Below are 17,151 nucleotides of genomic sequence, written 5' to 3'. Positions count from 1 at the left end.
TCCACGCCGGGCGGCGGGGATCAGGCGAGCCCCGGCGGGCTCAGGACAGGTCGAACTGGTCGTCGCGCCACTCGGTGGCCGGCCGGTCCTGCGCGTGCCGCTCCTCGCGCTGCCGCAGCTCGACCCGGCGGATCTTGCCGGAGATCGTCTTCGGCAGGTCGTAGAACTCCAGGCGCCGGACCCGGAGGTAGGGCGGCAAATTCTTCCTGGCGTAGGCGAGGATCGACCGGGCCGTCTCCTCGTCGGCCACATGGCCCGGGGCCAGGGCCACGTACGCCTTGGGCACCGCCAGCCGGACCGGGTCCGGCGCGGGGACCACGGCCGCCTCGGCCACGGCCGGGTGCTCGATGAGCACGCTCTCCAGCTCGAACGGGCTGACCTTGTAGTCCGAGGCCTTGAAGACGTCGTCGGTCCGCCCGATGAACGTGATGTAGCCGTCGGCGTCCCGGCCGGCGACGTCGCCGGTGTGGTAGTAGCCGTCCGCCATCGCCTCGGTGTTGCGCGCCTCGTCCCCCTGGTACCCGGTCATCAGGGTCAGCGGGGCCCGGGACAGGTCGAGGCAGAGCTCACCCTCGGCCTCGCCGGGGAGCACCGCGCCGGTCACCGTGTCGACCAGCACGACCGGCACGCCCGGCAGCGGGCGGCCCATGGACCCCGGCTTGAGGCGCTGCCCCGGCGTGTTGCCGACGGACGCGGTGGTCTCGGTCTGCCCGAACCCGTCGCGGATCGTCAGCCCCCACCTCTTCTCGACCTGGGTGATGACCTCGGGGTTCAACGGCTCTCCCGCGCCGACCGCCTCACGCAGCGTCGTCGGACGCTCGGACAGGTCGGCGTTGATCAGCATCCGCCACACCGTGGGAGGGGCGCAGAACGTGGTCACGTTCTCCGCCCGCAACTGCGCGAGCAGCCGCGCCGGGTCGAAGCGCGAGTAGTTGTAGACGAACACGGTGGCCTCGGCGAGCCACGGGGCGAAGAAGTTCGACCACGCGTGCTTGGCCCACCCCGGTGAGGAGATGTTGAGGTGGACGTCCCCGGGCCGCAGCCCCAGCCAGTACATCGTCGACAGGTGGCCCACCGGATAGGTCACGTGGGTGTGCTCGACCAGCTTGGGCCTGCTGGTCGTGCCCGAGGTGAAGTAGAGCAGCAGCCGGTCGCCGCTGGCGTTCCCCGGATGCGGCAGCGGCGCGGCCTCCAGCTCGTCCGCCCCGGCGAACTCGCGCCAGCCGTCCACCGCCCCTCCGACGACGACCTTCAGGTACGCCCCAGGGACGGTCGCGAACTTCGGCGCGTCCGCGGCGTTGCAGACGACCGCCTTCGCGTCGCCGCGCTCGACCCGGTCGGTCAGCTCGGCGGGGCCGACCGCGGTGGTCGTCGGCATGATCACGGCGCCGAGCTTGATGATCGCGAGCATCGCCACCCACAGCTCGACCTGGTTGCCGAGCATGACGACGACGCTGTCACCGCGGCCCACCCCGCCCGCCTTGAGGAGGCGGGCCACCTGGTCGGAGCGGCGGCACAGCTCGGCGAAGGAGTAGGCGGCCCGGCTGCCGTCCTCCTCGACGATCACCAGGCCGGGGCGCTCGTCGTCGCGGGCCCAGGTCTCGAACCAGTCGTGCGCCCAGTTGAAGGTGTCGCCCACGTCGGGCCACGAGAACGCCGCGACGGCGTCGTCGTAGGCCGTCCGCAGGTCGAGCAGCCGGTCTCGCGCGGCTCGCAGGGCAGAGGTGGGGTCGGGTGACATCGCGGGCCTCCTTGGTCGTCCGCCGCACATCGTGACCGTCGTCACGCCGTCGTGGCACCCCCCGATGGGGGGTACGCGGACGGGGCCGGGGGATGTCGGCGGATCTCAGCGGGTTGCAGGGGACTTCAACAGACTCCAGCGGGCTTCGGGGAAGATTCCATCGGGCTTCGGGGGCTTCGGGGGCTTCGGGGGCTTCGGGGGCTTCACGGGGCTTCAGGGGATGAGGCCGTGGCGGCGCGCGACGACGACGGCCTCGTGCCGGGTGTGCGCGTCCAGCCGGAGGAGGATGTCGCGCATGTAGCTCTTGACCGTCATGGGGGAGATGCCGAGATCGGCCGCCACGCTCGCGTACGTGCGGCCGGTCGCGACCAGCGACAGGACGGCCAGCTCGCGGGCGCTGAGCACGGGGACCTCGCCGGACGCCTGACCGGACGGGGCCGGCGAGGGCGGGCCGGACGCCTCGTCGAGGAGCGCGGCGATCCGCTCGCGAAGCGCCTCGTCGGACGTGCTCCGGTGCAGCGCGTGCAGGCCGGAGTGGACCTTGCGCAGCCGTTCGAGGGCCCTGGCCCGCGTTCGCTCGACGGTCGCGAGGCGGGCGGCCACCCGCCGGTCGATCTCGTCCTCGACGGCCAGCTTCCGCGCCAGCGCGCGGGCCGCCGCCGAGGTCGCGGTCTTGAGCCGGTCGCCCAGTCCCGGGCTCTCCCGTAGGGCGGCGTAGATCACGCCGCGGACCGCGGCGCCCACGACCACGGGCGCCGCGACGGTGGCGCGGATCCCCTCGGTGAGCACCGGGACGTCGTAGTCATGGGAGATGTCGTGGGCCGTCCGGTAGTCGTCCACGCCGACCACCTGGCGCTCGCCCAGCGCCCGGCCCCCGACGCCGGCGCCGAGGGAGATGGCGAGCCCGGACAGCAGGCCGGTACGGGTGCCGTCGAAGTGCTGGAGACGCAGCCCGCCGTCCGTGACGGGGCCGCCGAACGCGATCGGGGCGCCGGTGGCCTCGCGCAGTGAGCGCAGCTCCTGCCCCCACATGCGGGGGACGTCCGGGGACGCCTGGCTGTGAAGCGGGACCATGCCTCATCTTGCCCCGGTTTGCGCCCCGACGGAAACACGGCACGGCGACCTCGGCCGTTCTGGTTTCGCCCGCCGCGCCGTACGGACGCCGGCGGGATGTCGGGGGGTGGGGGCGCCCGGCCGTGCCACCGGGACGCGCCGGGCAGAATGTGGGGATGTCCCAACGCCGCGCCCGCCCCACGCTCCGCCCCGATCCCGCCTCCTCGTGCCCCTGCGGCACGGGCCTGCCGTACCGCGACTGCTGCGGGCGGCTGCACCGTGGGGAGGCCGCCGCGACCACCGCGGAGGCGCTGATGCGGTCGCGGTTCAGCGCGTTCAGCGTCGGGGACGCGGGCTACCTGCTGCGCACCTGGCACCCGTCCACCCGTCCCGCACGGCTCGACCTCGCCGAAGGGCCGCGGTGGGTGCGGCTGGAGATCCTGGGCGGCACCGGCGGCAGCGCCTTCCACACCGAGGGCACCGTGCGGTTCCGGGCCCACTACGAGGACCGCGGGACGCCGGGGGCGATGGAGGAGAACAGCCGCTTCGTCCGCGACGCGGGCGCCTGGACGTACCTCGGGGCCCTCTGACCGCGACGATCTTGGGCCGTGCGACGCCGGATACATTGGTCCTCGGTGCAATCTCCCGAATGCGGTGAGGTGTCATGGAGGACTACCGCTCGGTCGCCGACGAGGTCGCGGCTGAGATCGCCTCGGGCCGTCTGCGGCCGGGAGACCGGCTCCCGACGCAGCGCGCCTTCGCCCGGGGGCGCGGCGTCGCCGACTCGACCGCCAGCCGCGTCTACCGCGAGCTGGCCCGGCGCGGCCTCGTCGTCGGCGAGGTCGGGCGCGGCACCTTCGTCCGCGCCGCGCAGCCGCCGCCCACGCCCGCGCTCGCCGAGCCCTCCACCGCCGGGATCGACCTCGAACTGAACTATCCCGTGGCCCCGGGGCAGCCCGCCCTGCTCGCCCGGGGGCTCGCCCCGCTGCTGCGTCCCGACGTGCTCGGCGCCGCTTTGCGCCCGGCGGGCGCGGCCGGCACCCCGGAGGCGCGGCAGGCCGCGGCCCGGCTGCTCGAAGCGGACGGCTGGCGCCCCGACCCGGCACGCGTGCTGTTCGCGGGCAACGGGCGGCAGGCCATCGCCGCCGCGGTCGCCGCCCTGGTGCCGCCGGGGGAGCGGCTCGGGGTGGAGGCCGTCAGCTATCCCGTGGTGAAGGCCGTCGCGCACCGGCTCGGTGTGACGACCGTCCCCCTCGCGATGGACGCCGAGGGGCTGTGCCCGGACGCGCTCGCCGCCGCGCACCGTGCCACCCCGCTGCGCGCGGTCTACCTGCAGCCGACCCTGCACAACCCGCTCGGCATCACCATGCCGGAGGGGCGGCGCGCCGCGATCGCCCGGACGCTGCGCGAGCTGGGGCTGTGCGCCGTCGAGGACGCGGTCTGGAGGTTCCTGGACGACGCCGCGCCGCCGCCGCTCGCCGCGTTCGCCCCGGAGCACGCGATCATGATCGACAGCCTGTCGAAGCGGGTGGCCCCCGGCCTGACCGTGGGGTTCGCCGTGCCGCCCCCGGGACTCGCCGACCGGCTCTCCGCCGCCCTGCGCTCCGGGGCGTGGACCGCCCCCCGGTTCGCCCTCGACGCCGCCGCCCGGTGGGCCGCCGACGGCACCCTGGCCGCCGTCGCCGAAGCGAAACGGGCCGACGCCGCCGCGCGCCAGCGGATCGCCGCGGAGCGGCTCGCCGAGTTCACCGTACGGGCCGACCCGCGCGCCTATTACTGCTGGTGGGAGCTGCCGGAGCAGTGGCGGGCCGAGACGTTCGTCGCCGCCGCGGCCCGCAGGGGGATCGCGGTCACGCCCGCCGCGTCGTTCGTCGTCGGGCCGCGCGGCGCGCCCAGCGCGGTGCGGCTCGGCCTCGCCTCCCCGCCCGTGGAGACCCTGTCGTACGCACTGGACGTGCTGGCCGGGCTCGCCCGCGCCACCCCCGAGGACGTGGCCGACGACTGAGTCGGCACTGAGGAAGCACTGAGGCCGCATGATCACCGTCTCGGCCCTTCTCCCGGCCCCCTCTTCCCTACCCGCGTCTCTTCCGACGGCGCCGGGACCGCTCGCACAGGCGACCGTCCGGGATTGTCGGTGGGACCCGGCACTATGTGTCCATGACAGACGCGCTCCACGCCACGCTCCTCGCCGACCAGGCGGAATACGCCGAGGCCGTGCGGGCGGCGGTCGACGCCGCCGCCGCTTACTACGGCGCGGGCGACTCCGCCCTCGACGACGACGCCTACGACCGCCTGGTGCGCGGCATCGAGGCGTACGAGGCGGCGCACCCCGACCAGGTGCTGCCGGGCTCGCCCACCGGAAAGGTGGCGGGCGGGGCGGTGACCGGCGACGTGCCGCACACCGTGCCGATGCTGAGTCTGGACAACGTGTTCTCCGCCGAGGAGCTGGCCGGGTGGGCGGCCGGGCTGGAGCGGCGGCTCGGCCGTCCGGTCGAGCGGTGGAGCGTCGAGCCGAAACTCGACGGGCTCGCGGTGTCGGCCCGCTACCGCGGCGGCCGGCTGGTCCAGCTCGTGACCCGCGGCGACGGCGTGGCCGGTGAGGACGTGTCGCACGCGATCGGCACCGTCCACGGCCTGCCCGAGGCGCTGTCGGAGCCGGTGACGGTGGAGATCCGCGGCGAGGTGCTGATGACCGCCGCGCAGTTCGAGGAGGCGTGCGCCAAACGCACCGCCCACGACGGCACCACGTTCGCCAACCCGCGCAGCGCCGCCGCCGGGACGCTGCGGGCGAAGGACCGGCCGTACCGCTGTGAGATGACGTTCTTCGGATACGGCGCGCTGCCGCTGCCGCCCGACGACGCGGGCGAGCTGGCCGGGCGGCTGCGCGAGCTGCCGCACAGCGAGATCATGGAGCTGGTCGCCCGCCTCGGCGTGCGAACCACCGGCGCGACCCCGGTCGGCGTTGTCGCCGTGACCGCTGTCGAGCAGGTCCAGGCCCGCGTCGAGGAGATCGCCGCGGCGCGCGCCGGGCTGCCGTTCGGCATCGACGGCATCGTCGTCAAGGCGGATCTCGCCGCCGACCAGGAGCAGGCCGGGTTCAGCTCCCGCGCGCCCCGGTGGGCGATCGCGTACAAGCTGCCCGCCGTCGAGAAGATCACCAAGCTGGTGGACGTGGAGTGGAACGTCGGGCGCACCGGCATCATCGCGCCGCGCGCCGTGCTGGAGCCGGTGCTGCTGGACGGCAGCGTGGTCACCTACGCCACGCTGCACAACCCGGCGGACATCACCCGGCGCGGCCTGATGCTCGGCGACCACGTGACCGTCTACAAGGCGGGCGACGTGATCCCGAGGGTGGAGGCGCCGGTGGCGCACCTGCGGACCGGGGCCGAGCAGCCGATCGTCTTCCCGGACGTCTGCCCGAGGTGCGGCGGCGAGATCGACGCGTCGCAGCAGCGCTGGCGGTGCGCCCGGGGCCGGGCCTGCCACGCGGTCGCCTCGGTGAGCTACGCGGTGGGCCGCGACCAGCTCGACATCGAGGGCCTGGGGGAGAGCCGCATCGTGCAGTTGGTCGACGCGGGGCTGATCGCCGACTTCGCCGACCTGTTCACGCTCGCCCGCGAGCAGATCCTCGGCCTGGACCGGATGGGTGAGACCAGCACCGACAACCTGTTGGCCGCGATCGAGCGGGCCAAGGAGAAGCCGCTCAACAAGGTGTTCTGCGCGCTGGGCGTGCGGGGCACCGGCCGATCGATGTCCCGGCGGATCGCCCGCCACTTCGGCTCGATGGACGCGATCCGCGCCGCCGACGCCGAGGCGCTGCAAGCCGTGGACGGCATCGGGCCGGAGAAGGCGGCGGCCCTGGTGGAGGAGCTCACCGAGCTGGAGCCGCTGATCGACCGGCTGGTGGCGGCGGGGGTGACGATGACCGAGCCGGGCGTCGCCGTCCCCCGCGCCGCCGGATCCGACACCGCCGGATCGGGGGCGGCGGCCGCCGACTCCCCGGAGGCGACTGCCGGGCCCACCGTGGATCTGCCGCTGGCGGGGATGGCCGTCGTCGTGACCGGCGCGATGAGCGGTCCGCTGGGGGCGCTGTCCCGCACCGAGATGAACGAGCTGATCGAACGCGCCGGAGGCCGGGCGTCCTCCAGCGTCTCGGCCCGCACCTCCCTGCTCGTGGCCGGCGAGAAGGCCGGCTCCAAGCGGGACAAGGCCGCGACGCTCGGCGTGCGGATCGCCACCCCCGAGGAGTTCGCCACCCTGGTCGCCTCATTCATCTGACCGCCCCGCCGCGACCACCCCCCCCGGGCGGGGGAGGGGATCGCCACGGCCACCGCTCAGTGGACGCTCCCGCGGCGAGGGCGCCACAGGTCACCGCTCAATGGTCTCCAGATGCTGGACGACCTTCCTGAGCGAGTCGGCCAGCCCGCGGCGCTGCTCGCTGTCCAGTTCCTTGACCACGAAGGCCTCCTGGCGGTTGAAGTCGGGGAACAGCGAGCGCATCAGACGCTCCCCGGACGCGGTCAGCTCCAGCATCACGCGGCGCCGGTCCGTCGGGTGGGGGAAGCGCCGTATGTGCCGGTAGGACTCCAGGGTCTTCAGGACGCCGGTGAGCGTGCTCTTGGAGATGCCCGCCTCCGCCGCGACGTGCCGGGTCTCGCTCTCGCCCCAGAGCCACACCACCCACATGACCACGAACCCGGTCCAGGTGAGCCCGGTGTCGCGGAGCACGGTCTGCTCCAGGTGGTTGCGGATCGCGGATGAAGCCCGATAGATGTTCGACACCGCCCACATCGCCTCGAAGTCGACATTGAGTCCACCGAGCCGTTCGCCGATGGCGTCCTCGGTTTGGCGCAGAGTGTGGTGTCCGGTCATGACAAGCACGTTAGGGGCGCTTGACGCGTTCGTCGAAATATTTGGTCCCGAACAAGCGCTCGCCGAGCGTGCGGGCGCTTGTCGGAAAATCGGCTGGAAACGGCGCCGGAACAGGCGGAGGGCGAGGGCGGAGCGGGCCGGGGCATGATCGAACCGGCGGGGCCCGCCCGGCCGGGTGTGGCGCTTATCTCCTGGACCGGCCCGTGGTATCTCCCGAACCGGCCTGCGGATCACAAGGCAGTGAGCGGCACGCCGCCCGACCGCCGGGGTGCGGCGCTCACGCCTCTGTGAGGGCCAGCAGCCGGGTGACCGTGTTCCAGTTCCGGGTCGTGCACACCCCGTCGAGCCGCTTCTCCAGCAGCGGGTGCAGCCGGGTGCGTCGCATGCCCTCGGGGAAGTGCAGGTACAGCTCGCGCGCGCCGATCCGCATCTCCTCCGGCGCGTAGGCGGCCGGGTCGATGCCTTCCAGCGCCGCCCGGTCGGGCGGGCCGGACAGAAACATCACCGCGAACCTGGCCGGATCCGGCACTGTCAGCGGGTTCTCCTCGACGACCCGGCGCAGTTCCGCGGCGGTCCGCACGATGACGGAGATCGTGCGGCCGAGGTCCTCCGCGATCCCGCGCTCGATGAGCGACGCGACCCGCTCGGGCCGCTCGTCGGCCGAGGTGAACACGACGTTGCCGCTCCGCAGGTGCGTGCGAACCTCGGAGTGCCCGAGCCGCTCCACCACCGCCCGCAGGTCGGACATGGCGATCGCGGTGCCCGAGTTGACGTTGATGCCGCGCAGCAGGGCCGCGTATCGCATCGCCCGTTCCCTTCTTCCGAGGTCAGGGCGACACTACCGGGCGTACCTGACGACCGATGTCAGGTACAGGCAGGCGTGCTACGAACCGGCCGCGAGCGCCTCCCGGTACGGCGCGAGCCGCTCCAGCCACGACACCAGCGCGTCCGCGTCCTCCCAGAGGTCGTACAACTCGTTGTCGTCGGGGAGGGCCGCGCGGTCGAGGGTGGCGCGGGCGAGGTCGCGCAGCGCGTCGGTTACGGCGAACGGATGCCGCTCAAGCCATCCGGCGGCGACCACGTCCGGCTCGGAGCCGATCAACCGGGCGCCGACCAGGCACGCCGCGGCCACCGCGCCCGACAGCTCCGGCGCGTCGAGGTACTCGTCCTCGTCGAGGATCTCCCGCATGACCTGGGCCAGGCCGCCGGGCACGTCCTCACCGGCGTCCAGATGCCCGAGCGCGTCGAGCGCCCCGTCGTTGTCGAACGGCCCCAGGTCCCACGCGCCCATGTCGATCCTCCGGTGTCGGGAAAGCGGTCGGGCGTGATCGTAGCGGCCGCCCCTGACAATCTCCGCGCGAGATCGCCGCTCGCCTGACACGCGCGCAGCTCGCCGGGCGCGAATCGCTGCCCGACCCGCTGCCCGGTGGCGCCCGGCTCTTCGGTGATCGGGTGGCCGCGTTGTCCGCCCCTGCTCGGCTGGTCGCCCTGGTCGCCGCCGTCGAGGCTGACCTCGACCTGGTCCTGCGCGCCACCGACCGGCTGTTCGCCGAGCAAGCGGTACGGCCTGGCCGCGCTGGTGATCTGAAGCAGCCCTTAGAGTGGGAGGTCGTTGGACAGGTTGATCCGGATCTCCGTGTTGCGGTATCCGGCGCGCCCGAACGCGGCCGCCATCGGCGCGTTGCCCACGTCGGTGGTGGCGGTGATGCGCGGCTCTCCGTTGGCCGCGTGGATGCGGGTGATCTCGGCGAGCACCTCGTCCACGTAGCCGCGCCCCCGGAACTCCGGGACCACCCCGAGATACCCGACGTTCACGTTGTACGGCGTCGCCGAGGGGATCGCCATGCCCGCCACCTCGCCCTCGTGCGTATAGGCGATCCGCCACCACTCCCGCTTGCCCGGCGCGTTGAGATAGAAGTCCATCTCTTCGCGCGCGGTCGCGTCCACGCCCTTGGCCGCCAGGCTCGCACGGGTCTGGGCGTCCAGGCTGCCCTCGGCGATTCTCGCGAATACGGTCAGGAACTCCTCGTCGGATGCCTCGGCGAACCGCAGCCTGCCGCCCGCGGAGGGCACGCCGTCGACGGGTGCCCACTCGAACTGCAGCCGCTCCACTTCCCGGGTGAGGCCCGCCGCGTGCGCTGCCGCCCGCCGCCATCTCACGGCCATCGAGGTGGCCGGATCGTCGCGCCAGCCGCCGGCCGCCTTGATCGCGTACTGCACCGGCTGCGGGAATCCGGCCAGCGCGGCCCTGATCAGCTCGGCGGCGATGGCGGCGCGGTCACCCATGGCGGAATCCACGTCAAGGCAGTCGAGCGCGACCGGGTGCGCGCTGTCCCTCGGCCCCCACCACAGCGCCCGTCCCACGACCCGGCCGTCAACCTCGGCGATCCACGTCCATTCCGGCCGGTACATGTTCTCGGCCAGCTCTGCGAGGTAACGGTCGGCGGGGATCCAGCCGACGGGCTCGGTCACGATCCACGCGGTCACGCGGTCGAGATCGGCGGGGACGGTAGGGCGATAGGAGATCATCTGGGTAAGCTACCGAATCTTTGTCATTATTCAAGCCAAATGTCCGGTCATGCCGTGAAGCCCGCCCTCGTGCGGCCGGAAGGTGGCGGCATACACCTTGATCGGAAACCTCCGGGGCCTCCTCCGCCTTCAGGCGGAGGAGGCCCCGGGCTCCCTGCGGGGCAGGGTAAAGGTAGACGATTCGCTATAAATCGAATTCGCGTTCGACTTTTGGCTGATCGTGTGGCCTTGTCTTTTAACCTCTGCCTGTGGTTCTCGACTGGCTCCGCATGGTCTCGGGTCAGGCCTTGCTCAGTTGGTGCCTGCCGGGTCGAGGGGGTCGGGGTCGGGGTCGGTGGAGAGGGACTCCCAGAAGTCCACGTATGCCTGCTCGTGCAGGATTGCGAGCTTGAGGATGCGGGCCCGCGACACCAGGCCCACCTTGTCGGAAAGGTTCAACTCGGCGTGCCGTGAGCGGTAGAGCTCGAGCCAGTAGCGGTGCTGCGCCGCCTGCTCCCTGGCGAGAGCCACCACGTCGCCGGCGTCGCCCAGGTCGGCGAAGAAGAGCTTGAGCTGCGCCGGATCGCGGGTCTCCGGCTCGGGGGCGTGCGGGTCGGCCAGCCATTGTTTCAGCGCGGTGCGGCCGGCGGCGGTGAGGTGGAAGACACGGCGACGGCGGCCGGTGCGTTCGGTCTCCTCCTGTAGCAGGCCGAGTTCGGCCAGCCGCGCCGGGATCCGGTAGAGCTGCGCGTGCGGGATTGGCCAGAAATAGTCGACCGACTCCTGCACCCTGGCCTTCAGCTCGTACGGCGTCATCGCGCCGTGGCGCGCGATCAGCCCGAGCACCACGCACTCGGGCGGGGTGCACTCCGTCACCTTCGACATCCTTCCATTGACATCGTCTCATTGAGAGCATAGTATCCATCCCATCGATACCGTATCAATGATACTATTGGAGTGCGATGAGCGCCGACGCCCAGGCCATTGACATCGAGGAGTTCAACGTCCGCATCTTCGAAATGTGGTCCGCGCTATGGAACGGCGAGCTGAGCCTCGCCGATCGGATCATGGCGCCGCGGTTCCGGCTCCGTTACGCCCAGCCGGGCACGGACGCCTTCGACCACATCCGGCACCCCGCACAGCTGGCCAAGATGATCGCCCAGTTCCGGGCGGCCCGTCCCGGACTGCACTTCACCCCCGACGGCGAGGCCGTTGCAGATGTCCACCTCGCTGACGGCGTCGCTCGCGGCAAGATCGCCCAGCCCTATTTGGCGCGCTTCACCGACGAGACCGGGCGTGACCTACGCATCAGCGGGATCGACATGCTTCGCATCGAAGACGGCCTCATCACCGAGGTTTGGTCAGTCTCCGGCGGAAGAACCGGACGGGCCTTCTACAACAACTGAAGATCAACGATCGGAACTCTCGCGTTTGAGGACGCTCGTCTTGGCTGATCACGATCTAGTGGCGGAGCGGCACGCCGTCGTGACATGAAAGCGGCCATCGCCTCCTCCGTGCCGCCGACCCCCGGGGCTCGGCCCACGTCGGCGTTCTGCCAGGTCCGCAGCATGGCGAGCAGGTTGTTCGCGTCCCGCTTGACGAACAGCCCCTCCCAGAAGCGGTGGCGCGGTGCCGCCCGCCTGATTCGTCCCTGATGTCCGCGTTAACCCGGGGCTTGACGCCCTCCGAGGGTCGCGACGGCGCGGTCCTCCTGCGGCACTCCCGGGGGCTGACGCCGCGCACCCGTGTGAAGGCGGTAGACGATCAAACATGGATTAGAGCAGCTCGACCATGTTCCGTCTCACTCTGCGGCGGTTGACTGGGTTCACCGAGTGGAGGACGGCCAGCGGGCCGGGCTCCACACGTGACTGTAAGGAGCCCCGATGCTGTTCCCGCTGACGGCCGTCTCGGCGGCCGTGGCCCTCCCACTGACCGGCGCCGTCGCCGTCCCCTCAGGCACGCGACGGACGGCCCTCGCCCGGGGTGACCAGCCCCGACTCGAACGCGATCAGCGCGTCGGTCTTGCGGGCGTCCACCCGCGCCACCCTAGACTCCTCCGCTTCGGCGCGCCGTCCTCCGCGGGACGGAGAGCGCGCGTACATCTCAGGTGGTACGCGCCAGGCGCGGGAAGGCGCGGCTTACTGCTTGCGGCGTACGGCGAACAGCCATCTCAAGGAGGACGATCTTGCGCCGCCGAGGCGGAAGCATGATCGGCATGAACGCTCCCTCCTCCGTGGCCGATCGACCGGCGCGCGCCGTCCGGGCCGGAGCTCCCGGCTGGATCGTCTGGTCGCTGCGGATCGCCGCCACCGGGCACCTTGCCGGTGTGCTCGGCCAGGCCGCCCTGGCCGGGCTGTTCGTCACCGGCGACGTGGACATGCTGACCCTGCACCGCGACAACGCCGGGGTAACGCACGCCCTGCTGTACCTCCAGCTCGTCGCCGCGATCCTGCTGTGGCGCCCCGGACGGGGGCCGCGGGGCCCGGCGTGGGCGAGCGTGGCGCTGATCGTCCTGGAGACGGCGCAGATCGGGCTCGGCCAGAGCCGCGTGCTGGCGGGACACTTCCCGCTCGGCATGACGATCTTCGGCGGCTCCGCCGTACTGGCCGTCTGGACCTGGCGGAGCCTGCGGCCCCGCGCGCGGGGGGTCGCGGCATGACGCGTCCGTACCGGCTGTCGCGGCGCGGCTTCCTCGGCGTCCTCGGCGGTGGCGCGCTCGCCCTGGCCGGGTGCGGCCGGCTCGGCGGGGAGACCTCCGGCCGGACGCTCACCAGCGCGCTGCCGCTTCCCGCGCCGTTCACCGGGCCGCTGCCCGTCCCCCAGGTCGCCCGCCCGGTACGGCCCGGCCACTACGAGCTGGCGCAGCGCGCGGCCAAGGTGGAGATCATCCCGGGGACGAGGACGGAGGTGTGGGGGTTTGACGGCGTCTTCCCCGGGCCGACCCTCGACCTGCGGCGTGGGAACCAGGCGGTCGTCCGGGTCCGCAACGAGCTGCCCGTCCCGACGTCCACCCACCTCCACGGCGGGGTGACCCCGGCCGACTCCGACGGCTACCCCACCGATCTCGTGGTCGCCGCCGGGCGCGGGTTCCGGCCGGTCGGCGGGCACCACGCCGGCATGCGGATCGATCCGGATCTGTGGAAGTTCCACCCCGGGGCCAGGGACTACGTCTATCCGCTGGATCAGCGGGCGGCCACTCTCTGGTACCACGACCACCGGATGGACTTCACCGGCCCGCAGGTGTGGCGCGGGCTCGCGGGGTTCCTGCTGGTCCGCGACGACGAGGACGACGCGCTGCCGCTCCCGAAGGGCGACCGCGACATCCCGCTGATGATCTGCGACCGCGCCTTCGACGAGGACGGCGCGTTCCGCTACCCCTCGCGCGACCCGAGCCTGCTGGTGCGGGCCGGCGTGGACGACGCGTACATGGAGGGCGTCCAGGGGGACGTCGTCCTCGTCAACGGCGCCCCGTGGCCGGAGCTGGAGGTGGACGCGGTCCGCTACCGGCTGCGGCTGCTGAACGCCTCCAACGCCCGGCGGTACCGTCTGGAGCTGCGGCCCGGCGGCCGGTTCGTCCAGGTGGGCAGCGACGCGGGGCTGCTGGCCGCGCCGGTGGAGCACGACGCCGTGACGATCGCCCCCGCCGAGCGGTTCGACGTCGTGGTCGACTTCTCCGCCTATCCCGTGGGCAGCCGGGTGACGTTGGTCAACACCCTGGACGACGGTACGGCGCGGAACGTGATGGCCTTCCGCGTCGCGAGGAAGGCCGCCGACGACAGCGCGATCCCGGCGCGGCTCTCCCGTCCCAAGCGGATCCGTCGCTCCGACGCGGTCACCACCCGGGTCTTCGACTTCCGCAAGTCGGGGGAGTGGGCCGGCGCCTGGACGATCAACGGACGGCCCTTCACGCCGGGCACCCCGCTGGCGCGGCCCCGCCTCGGGACCGTCGAGCTGTGGCGCCTCGCGAGCGACTTCCACCATCCGGTGCACGTCCACATGGCGCACTTTCAGGTGCTGACCCGCAACGGCAAGGCGCCCGCGGCCACCGACGGGGGCTGGAAGGACACCGTGGACCTGCGTCCGTACGAGGTGGTCGAGGTCCTGGTCCGGTTCGAGGGCCACCGCGGGCGCTACATGATGCACTGCCACAACCTCGAACACGAGGACATGGCGATGATGGCCGACATCGAGGTGGTCTGACCGGCGGTCCCGGATCCGGTGGCGGACGCGGCCGTCATAGGGAAGAGTGATCGGGTGATTCAGCGCAAAGCGGACGGATTACTGCGAGGCGCCGCGACGGCGGTCCTTTCCCTGGGGCTCCTCGCGGCCGCCGCCTGCGGAACCGGCGCGTCGTACAGCCAGGCGCTGATCGACCGCGCCCGGGCCCAGGGTACGGCCCCGGACCTGATCTACGCGGTCGAGATCCCCGGCTTCGAGCTGGCCGAGCAGTCCGTCGGCGTCGTCGGGGAGGATGGGTTCGGCGCCGTCTACACCTCCCCGCCCGGCAGACAGGTGGAGCTGCGCGTCAACCGGGGCACGTTCGGCGACGCCGTCTGCGCCGAGACGCCGATCTTCGACGCCGAGCCGGGCTCGGCGGTGACGTGCGACCATGACGAGGCCGGCTGGTACCGCTCCGGCGGCGGGCGGCACGAGTACGTCGCGGTCAGGGGCGACCACCTGATCCGGCTGGTCGGCCGGCCCGGCGAGGTGGCGCGTGACGCGTTGAAGTCGGCCGTGGCGGGGGCGCGGAACGCCGTCGGCGACGGGACGTCCACCGGGGACGGCTCCCCGCCGCCGAGCCCGGTCCAGCGCGGCGACCTGCCGACGCACGGCGACATGGCCCCGGACAATCACGTCGGCCCGGGCGGCTGACCCGGCTCGGTGGCCGGGCCAGCGTGACGATGCCCCACCTCGGGCACCGTCGAGGGCGAATTCACCTTGATCTGCGAGCAGCTCCCGATGAGGTTTCGCTGCGGGAGGGGAAATGCCGGGAGATATCCGGAGCGGTTGTCAGAGGCTGCGGCTGCTTTCAGTAATCAGTTCCACCCCTATTGAGGCCACCGTAAGGGGCCCACACCTCAGGTACCGAACAAAGCCGGAAATCTGCGCATCGACCGCCTATAGGGTGATCTCATGAGCGGAGATCCCACGCCGGGCTTCGGCATCGATCCCACCACGCCCAGCGTCGCGCGGGCCTACGACTATCTCCTGGGCGGAAAGGACAACTATGAGGTAGACCGTCAGGTCGTGGAGATGCTCCGCACCGTGGCTCCGGAAGCCTCTTTGACCGGCCGGATGAACCGGGCCTTCGGGAAACGCGCGGTCAGGTACATCGCGGAACAAGGGATCCGGCAGTTCATCGATCTGGGAAGCGGCATCCCTACGACCCCGCCCAGCGTGCATGACACAGTCCACAGCGTTGACCCCACCGCACACGTGGTCTACGTCGACGTCGACCCGATGGTCGTCGCACACAGTCATGCGCTGCGGTCCATCGGCCCCGGACTGACCACGATCTTGGCGGACGTCCGGCAGCCCGAGGCGGTGCTGGATCATCCAGACCTCCAGGCGCACATCGACTTCAACGAGCCGGTTGGCGTGGTCATCTTCAGCGTGCTCGACGTCATCGAGGACAAGGACAACCCGCTCGGGATCGTCCAGCGGTTCCGCGAGCGGATGGCCCCTGGCAGCTACCTGGGCATCTCGCACCTGTCGACACGCAGCGCGCCCGACGCCATGGCCCACTCCCACAAAATCAGCCAGGAGACAGGGTTCCCGGAAGTGGCTTTCCGGCCCGACGAAGAAGTCCTCAAGTTCTTCGAAGGCTTCGATCTCGTCGAGCCCGGACTGGTCGACATCAGGGAATGGCACCCCGAGCAGGACACCCCGCAAGTCAAGATCAAACTCGTCGGCGCCGTCGGACGGATAATGGGTTAGGACCCGAAGTCGAACAGGTCGTCACCGTTTCGGGTCACGCGCCATAGCGATTACTGAACCTTTCTCGGTAACGTCGCCTGACTCTTTGTGATCTCCGTTCAGGCGGTGCGTCCGTGCTCAACCTGGAGCAGGACGAGGGCTGCGCGGGCGATCCGGGTGATCGCGGCGGGGTCGAGGCTGACCCGGCGCAGAGTCTTGAAGGTGACCTTCAGCAGCGCGTTCGCTCGTTCGGCTACACCGTGAACGCCCCGGATGAGTTGGTTGAACGCCTTGGCGTCCCCGGCGAGTTCGCCGCCCTTGGGCTTCTTGACCGGATGGCGCAGGCCCGGACCCGCGTTCTCGTAGCCGAGGTCGGTCAGCGTGGGAACGCCGAGGGTGTCGGCGAGCCGGTTGAGGGTGTCGAGGAGTCCGTGGGCGCGAGCACACGTGATGTCGTGTTCGCGACCAGGCCGGACCGGGGAGACCCACAGGGGCCATCCATCCGGCGCGGAGATGACCTGCACGTTTCCGCCGTGGTGTTTGTGCTTTCCGGACCACCACAGGTCCGCGCCGTTTGGTCCGGGGGTGGCTACGCGGTCGGTGCGCACCACCGTGCCGTCCAGATTCAGGTGCGTGTAGCCGGCGCGGGCGGCGCGCTCCAGCGCGGTGGACAGGTCGGGGGCGTGGTCGGCGAGCACGGTCAGGCCCTCGTGGAGGTAGCGGTAGGCGGTCGGAACGGAGATGGCGTTGTCCCGGGCGAGTTGAGCGATCCGGGTGCCGTCGACGAACCAGCGCAGGATGAGTATGGCCTGCTTGAACGGCCCCAGGGCGCGGGTGTCCTTCCGGGTGCCGAGGCGGGTGCGGTGTTCCTTGAGCAGCCGGGCGAGGAACTCGGCGGTCTCCTTGTTGACGTCGAGCACAGCGGTGTAGGTGATACTGGATGACACGTGAAGCCTCTGCGGAACTGGATCTTGGTCGACCTGTTCCTACCAGGGGCTTCACTCATGTCGCATGTCCGCTCGCGATCACACTCCGCACATGTGTTGTTGCCGAGAAGGGCT

At 71.6% G+C, this 17,151-nt stretch carries 16 protein-coding genes; 8 read left to right on the top strand and 8 right to left on the bottom strand.

The features are described 5' to 3' along the window. Nucleotides 1–40: 40 nt before the first annotated feature. Complete coding sequence (locus AWQ71_RS31650; protein WP_067140138.1) at nt 41–1,741, bottom strand: AMP-binding protein; 1,701 nt, start codon at nt 1,739–1,741, stop codon at nt 41–43. A 213-nt stretch (nt 1,742–1,954) separates the two neighbouring features. Next, a complete protein-coding gene (locus AWQ71_RS31645) occupies nt 1,955–2,815 on the bottom strand; it encodes a helix-turn-helix transcriptional regulator (RefSeq protein ID WP_084259507.1) in 861 nt (286 codons plus the stop codon). 155 nt (nt 2,816–2,970) lie between these two features. Here AWQ71_RS31645 and AWQ71_RS31640 point away from each other — a divergent pair, with 155 nt between their 5' ends. The 3 genes from AWQ71_RS31640 (at nt 2,971) to ligA (ending at nt 7,072) form a co-directional block, all read left to right on the top strand. Continuing rightward, nucleotides 2,971–3,384, top strand: a complete 414-nt coding sequence (locus tag AWQ71_RS31640; protein WP_067140135.1) for a YchJ family protein — start codon at nt 2,971–2,973, stop codon at nt 3,382–3,384. 74 nt (nt 3,385–3,458) lie between these two features. Next, a complete protein-coding gene (locus tag AWQ71_RS31635; protein WP_067140132.1) occupies nt 3,459–4,799 on the top strand; it encodes an aminotransferase-like domain-containing protein in 1,341 nt (446 codons plus the stop codon). 152 nt (nt 4,800–4,951) lie between these two features. Next, a complete protein-coding gene (gene ligA, locus AWQ71_RS31630) occupies nt 4,952–7,072 on the top strand; it encodes an NAD-dependent DNA ligase LigA (RefSeq protein WP_067140129.1) in 2,121 nt (706 codons plus the stop codon). A 90-nt stretch (nt 7,073–7,162) separates the two neighbouring features. On the opposite strand, the gene AWQ71_RS31625 is transcribed toward ligA, so the two are convergent. The 5 genes from AWQ71_RS31625 to AWQ71_RS31605 all read right to left on the bottom strand — a co-directional run bounded on the left by AWQ71_RS31625 (nt 7,163) and on the right by AWQ71_RS31605 (nt 11,050). Next, nucleotides 7,163–7,666, bottom strand: coding sequence for a MarR family winged helix-turn-helix transcriptional regulator (locus AWQ71_RS31625; protein WP_067140126.1), 504 nt, complete (start codon nt 7,664–7,666; stop codon nt 7,163–7,165). A 277-nt stretch (nt 7,667–7,943) separates the two neighbouring features. Further along, nucleotides 7,944–8,471, bottom strand: coding sequence for a DUF1697 domain-containing protein (locus tag AWQ71_RS31620; RefSeq protein WP_067140123.1), 528 nt, complete (start codon nt 8,469–8,471; stop codon nt 7,944–7,946). A gap of 78 nt (nt 8,472–8,549) precedes the next feature. After that, entirely contained in the window at nt 8,550–8,957 is a 408-nt protein-coding gene (locus tag AWQ71_RS31615; RefSeq protein ID WP_067140121.1) for a DUF4259 domain-containing protein, read from the bottom strand. A gap of 305 nt (nt 8,958–9,262) precedes the next feature. After that, entirely contained in the window at nt 9,263–10,195 is a 933-nt protein-coding gene (locus AWQ71_RS31610) for a GNAT family N-acetyltransferase (RefSeq protein WP_067140118.1), read from the bottom strand. A 291-nt stretch (nt 10,196–10,486) separates the two neighbouring features. Further along, nucleotides 10,487–11,050 carry a PadR family transcriptional regulator gene (locus AWQ71_RS31605; RefSeq protein ID WP_169806684.1) on the bottom strand — a complete coding sequence of 188 codons (564 nt, stop codon included), beginning with the start codon at nt 11,048–11,050 and terminating at the stop codon, nt 10,487–10,489. A gap of 86 nt (nt 11,051–11,136) precedes the next feature. On the opposite strand from AWQ71_RS31605, the gene AWQ71_RS31600 reads away from it, so the two are divergent. The 5 genes from AWQ71_RS31600 (at nt 11,137) to AWQ71_RS31580 (ending at nt 16,111) form a co-directional block, all read left to right on the top strand. Continuing rightward, on the top strand, nt 11,137–11,580 hold the full coding sequence (locus AWQ71_RS31600) for a nuclear transport factor 2 family protein (protein WP_067140112.1): 444 nt from the start codon (nt 11,137–11,139) through the stop codon (nt 11,578–11,580). Nucleotides 11,581–12,389: 809 nt separating this feature from the next. Continuing rightward, a complete protein-coding gene (locus AWQ71_RS31595; protein WP_245658671.1) occupies nt 12,390–12,833 on the top strand; it encodes a hypothetical protein in 444 nt (147 codons plus the stop codon). Continuing rightward, nucleotides 12,830–14,374 carry a multicopper oxidase family protein gene (locus tag AWQ71_RS31590; protein ID WP_067140106.1) on the top strand — a complete coding sequence of 515 codons (1,545 nt, stop codon included), beginning with the start codon at nt 12,830–12,832 and terminating at the stop codon, nt 14,372–14,374. Before AWQ71_RS31595 ends, AWQ71_RS31590 begins: the two co-directional genes overlap by 4 nt. Nucleotides 14,375–14,428: 54 nt before the next feature. After that, the gene (locus AWQ71_RS31585; RefSeq protein WP_067140103.1) at nt 14,429–15,046 is read left to right on the top strand and encodes a hypothetical protein; all 618 of its coding nucleotides are present in this window, start codon (nt 14,429–14,431) and stop codon (nt 15,044–15,046) included. 261 nt (nt 15,047–15,307) lie between these two features. Beyond that, nucleotides 15,308–16,111, top strand: a complete 804-nt coding sequence (locus AWQ71_RS31580) for an SAM-dependent methyltransferase (RefSeq protein ID WP_067140100.1) — start codon at nt 15,308–15,310, stop codon at nt 16,109–16,111. A gap of 98 nt (nt 16,112–16,209) precedes the next feature. On the opposite strand, the gene AWQ71_RS31575 is transcribed toward AWQ71_RS31580, so the two are convergent. Further along, on the bottom strand, nt 16,210–17,037 hold the full coding sequence (locus AWQ71_RS31575) for an HARBI1 family protein (protein ID WP_067137183.1): 828 nt from the start codon (nt 17,035–17,037) through the stop codon (nt 16,210–16,212). Nucleotides 17,038–17,151: the final 114 nt, after the last annotated feature.

The sequence above is a fragment of the Microtetraspora malaysiensis genome (genome assembly GCF_001528665.1).
Taxonomy (GTDB): Bacteria; Actinomycetota; Actinomycetes; order Streptosporangiales; family Streptosporangiaceae; genus Microtetraspora_A; species Microtetraspora_A malaysiensis.
Note: the sequence above shows the minus strand (reverse complement) of the source record. Positions and strands in the feature narration are given on the sequence as shown.

Excerpts from the sequence above, each read along its gene's own strand:
- AWQ71_RS31650 (WP_067140138.1), bottom strand. The coding sequence starts at position 1,741 with ATGTCACCCGACCCCACCTCTGCCCTGCGAGCCGCGCGAGACCGGCTG.
- AWQ71_RS31645 (WP_084259507.1), bottom strand. The coding sequence starts at position 2,815 with ATGGTCCCGCTTCACAGCCAGGCGTCCCCGGACGTCCCCCGCATGTGG.
- AWQ71_RS31640 (WP_067140135.1), top strand. The coding sequence starts at position 2,971 with ATGTCCCAACGCCGCGCCCGCCCCACGCTCCGCCCCGATCCCGCCTCC.
- AWQ71_RS31635 (WP_067140132.1), top strand. The coding sequence starts at position 3,459 with ATGGAGGACTACCGCTCGGTCGCCGACGAGGTCGCGGCTGAGATCGCC.
- ligA (WP_067140129.1), top strand. The coding sequence starts at position 4,952 with ATGACAGACGCGCTCCACGCCACGCTCCTCGCCGACCAGGCGGAATAC.
- AWQ71_RS31625 (WP_067140126.1), bottom strand. The coding sequence starts at position 7,666 with ATGACCGGACACCACACTCTGCGCCAAACCGAGGACGCCATCGGCGAA.
- AWQ71_RS31620 (WP_067140123.1), bottom strand. The coding sequence starts at position 8,471 with ATGCGATACGCGGCCCTGCTGCGCGGCATCAACGTCAACTCGGGCACC.
- AWQ71_RS31615 (WP_067140121.1), bottom strand. The coding sequence starts at position 8,957 with ATGGGCGCGTGGGACCTGGGGCCGTTCGACAACGACGGGGCGCTCGAC.
- AWQ71_RS31610 (WP_067140118.1), bottom strand. The coding sequence starts at position 10,195 with ATGATCTCCTATCGCCCTACCGTCCCCGCCGATCTCGACCGCGTGACC.
- AWQ71_RS31600 (WP_067140112.1), top strand. The coding sequence starts at position 11,137 with ATGAGCGCCGACGCCCAGGCCATTGACATCGAGGAGTTCAACGTCCGC.
- AWQ71_RS31595 (WP_245658671.1), top strand. The coding sequence starts at position 12,390 with ATGAACGCTCCCTCCTCCGTGGCCGATCGACCGGCGCGCGCCGTCCGG.
- AWQ71_RS31590 (WP_067140106.1), top strand. The coding sequence starts at position 12,830 with ATGACGCGTCCGTACCGGCTGTCGCGGCGCGGCTTCCTCGGCGTCCTC.
- AWQ71_RS31580 (WP_067140100.1), top strand. The coding sequence starts at position 15,308 with ATGAGCGGAGATCCCACGCCGGGCTTCGGCATCGATCCCACCACGCCC.